Origin of the sequence: Brevundimonas sp. P7753, from assembly GCF_013386595.1 — a bacterium.
GTDB classification, from domain to species: domain Bacteria; phylum Pseudomonadota; class Alphaproteobacteria; order Caulobacterales; family Caulobacteraceae; genus Brevundimonas; species Brevundimonas bullata.
In genome coordinates this window covers 1-2,125 of sequence record NZ_JACARP010000175.1, presented here as the reverse complement: position 1 = coordinate 2,125, position 2,125 = coordinate 1, and the positions used below count along the sequence as shown (strand labels likewise).

The 2,125-nt window shown below is 68.8% G+C and carries 2 protein-coding genes and 1 pseudogene; all 3 read right to left on the bottom strand.

From position 1 onward, the window contains the following. Nucleotides 1-277, bottom strand: a pseudogene (locus HX774_RS18805) (hypothetical protein); the annotation flags it as partial. A 2-nt stretch (nucleotides 278-279) separates the two neighbouring features. Next, on the bottom strand, nucleotides 280-1,494 hold the full coding sequence (gene trpB, locus HX774_RS18800) for a tryptophan synthase subunit beta (protein ID WP_178828949.1): 1,215 nt from the start codon (nucleotides 1,492-1,494) through the stop codon (nucleotides 280-282). Between the two features lie 32 nt (nucleotides 1,495-1,526). Beyond that, nucleotides 1,527-2,123 carry a phosphoribosylanthranilate isomerase gene (locus HX774_RS18795; protein WP_255500556.1) on the bottom strand — a complete coding sequence of 199 codons (597 nt, stop codon included), beginning with the start codon at nucleotides 2,121-2,123 and terminating at the stop codon, nucleotides 1,527-1,529. Between the last annotated feature and the right edge of the window lie 2 nt (nucleotides 2,124-2,125).

Genomic DNA, 2,125 nt, shown 5'->3' with positions numbered 1-2,125 from the left:
CGAACTGGGCCAGATAGGCTTCAGCCAGATCGCTGACCTGATCCAGTTGCGCGGTGACGCAGAAGGCCGGGCTGCGCACCTGACCGCCGCAGTCGGGCGCGGCCACGGCGGGCGCCAGGACCGGCACCCCGGTCGCGGCGACGCCGGGTCCAAAGGACGGGGCGGCGGCAGCCGCCGGCGCCTCGGCCTGCGCCGCGACCGGCGCGGCTTGCGTCTTGGCCATGGTCAGGGTCGGGGAAACGGCGACGGCGAGCGCCGCGATCAGAAGACTGTTCATGCTCAAAGCTCCACGCCCAGATGCTTGGCCACGGTGAAGATGTCCTTGTCGCCTCGACCCGACAGGACCAGGACGACGTCGCCGCCCGGACCCACGTCCTTGGCGATCTCGCCGATGCGCGCCAGGGCGTGCGAAGGCTCCAGCGCGGGGATGATGCCCTCCAGCTTGGACAGCATCTGGAAGGCGTCCAGCGCCTCGTCGTCGGTGGCCGACAGGTATTCCCCGCGACCCAGGTCGTTCAGCCAGGCGTGCTCCGGCCCGATGCCCGGATAGTCCAGACCGGCCGAAATGGAGTGGCCCTCCAGAATCTGACCGTCGGCGTCCTGCAACAGATAGGTGCGGTTGCCGTGTAGCACGCCGGGGCGGCCGCCCTTCAGGCTGGCGGCGTGTTCTGGGGTGTCCAGACCGTGGCCCGCCGCCTCGACCCCGATCAGGCGCACCTCGGCGTCGTCGACGAAGGGGTGGAAGGCGCCGATGGCGTTGGAGCCGCCGCCGATGCAGGCCACCACGGCGTCGGGCAGGCGCCCGATCCGGTCCAGCGACTGGCGCTTGATCTCGCGGCCGATCACCGACTGGAAGTCGCGCACCATGGCCGGATAGGGGGCCGGGCCCGCCGCCGTGCCGATGATGTAATAGGTGTCCTCGACGTTCGTGACCCAGTCACGCATCGCCTCGTTCATGGCGTCCTTCAGCGTCGCCGCGCCGGCGGTGACGGCCGCGACCTCGGCCCCCATCAGCTTCATGCGGAAGACGTTGGGCTGCTGCCGCTCGACGTCCACCGCGCCCATATAGACCGTGCAGGGCAGGCCGAAGCGGGCGCAGACGGTGGCCGAGGCCACGCCGTGCTGACCGGCGCCGGTCTCGGCGATGATCCGCGTCTTGCCCATGCGCCGCGCCAGCAGGATCTGGCCCATGCAGTTGTTGATCTTGTGCGCGCCCGTGTGGTTCAGGTCCTCGCGCTTCAGCCAGATCTTCGCCCCGCCGAAATGATCGGTCAGCCGCTCGGCGAAATAGAGCGGGCTTTCGCGACCGACATAGTGGGTCAGGAAATCGTCCAGCTCCGCCTGGAAGCTCGGATCGGCCTTGGCCGCCTCATAGGCCGCCTGAAGCTCATGAATCAGAGGCATCAGGGTTTCGGGCACGAAGCGGCCGCCATAGGGACCAAAGCGGCCCTCGGCGTCGGGCCAGGCGTAGGTATTGGGGAGAATTGCGTTCACGAGCGGCAGTCTTTCGCGAGAAGGCGACGAAATCAGGACCGGGATACGGCCTCGAGGAAGGCGTGGATCAAGTCCGCGTCCTTAACACCGGGCGCGCTTTCGACGCCAGAGGAGACATCGACCAAGGGCGCCCCCGAAATCCGCACGGCCTCGGTGATATTTTGCGGCTCCAACCCGCCTGCGAGGAACCAGCGTGCCGGCAGGGCGCGGTTCTGCATCAACGACCAATCGAACGAGGCCCCGACCCCGCCGGGCAGGCTGGAGCCTTCAGGCGGCTTGGCGTCGAACAGCAGATGGTCCGCCACATCGGCCCAATCGGGCACAGACGCGAAGTCGGCCTCGGTGCGGATCGGCAGAGCCTTGATGATCCCCGCCCCGGTCAGCCGCCGCACCTCGGCGGCGCGCTGCGGCGTCTCGTGCCCATGCAGCTGGATCAGGTCCGGCCGCAGGATCAGTCCCACCTCGGTCAACAGGGCGTCGTCCGGATCGACCAGCACCGCGACGATCTTCGCCTTGCCCCGCGCCCGGTCGAACAGGGTGGCGGCGTGCAGCGGCGGAATGTGGCGCGGGCTTTTTTCAAACACCACCGCCCCGACAAAGGCCGCGCCGCCTTCCAGCGCCGCCTCCAGCG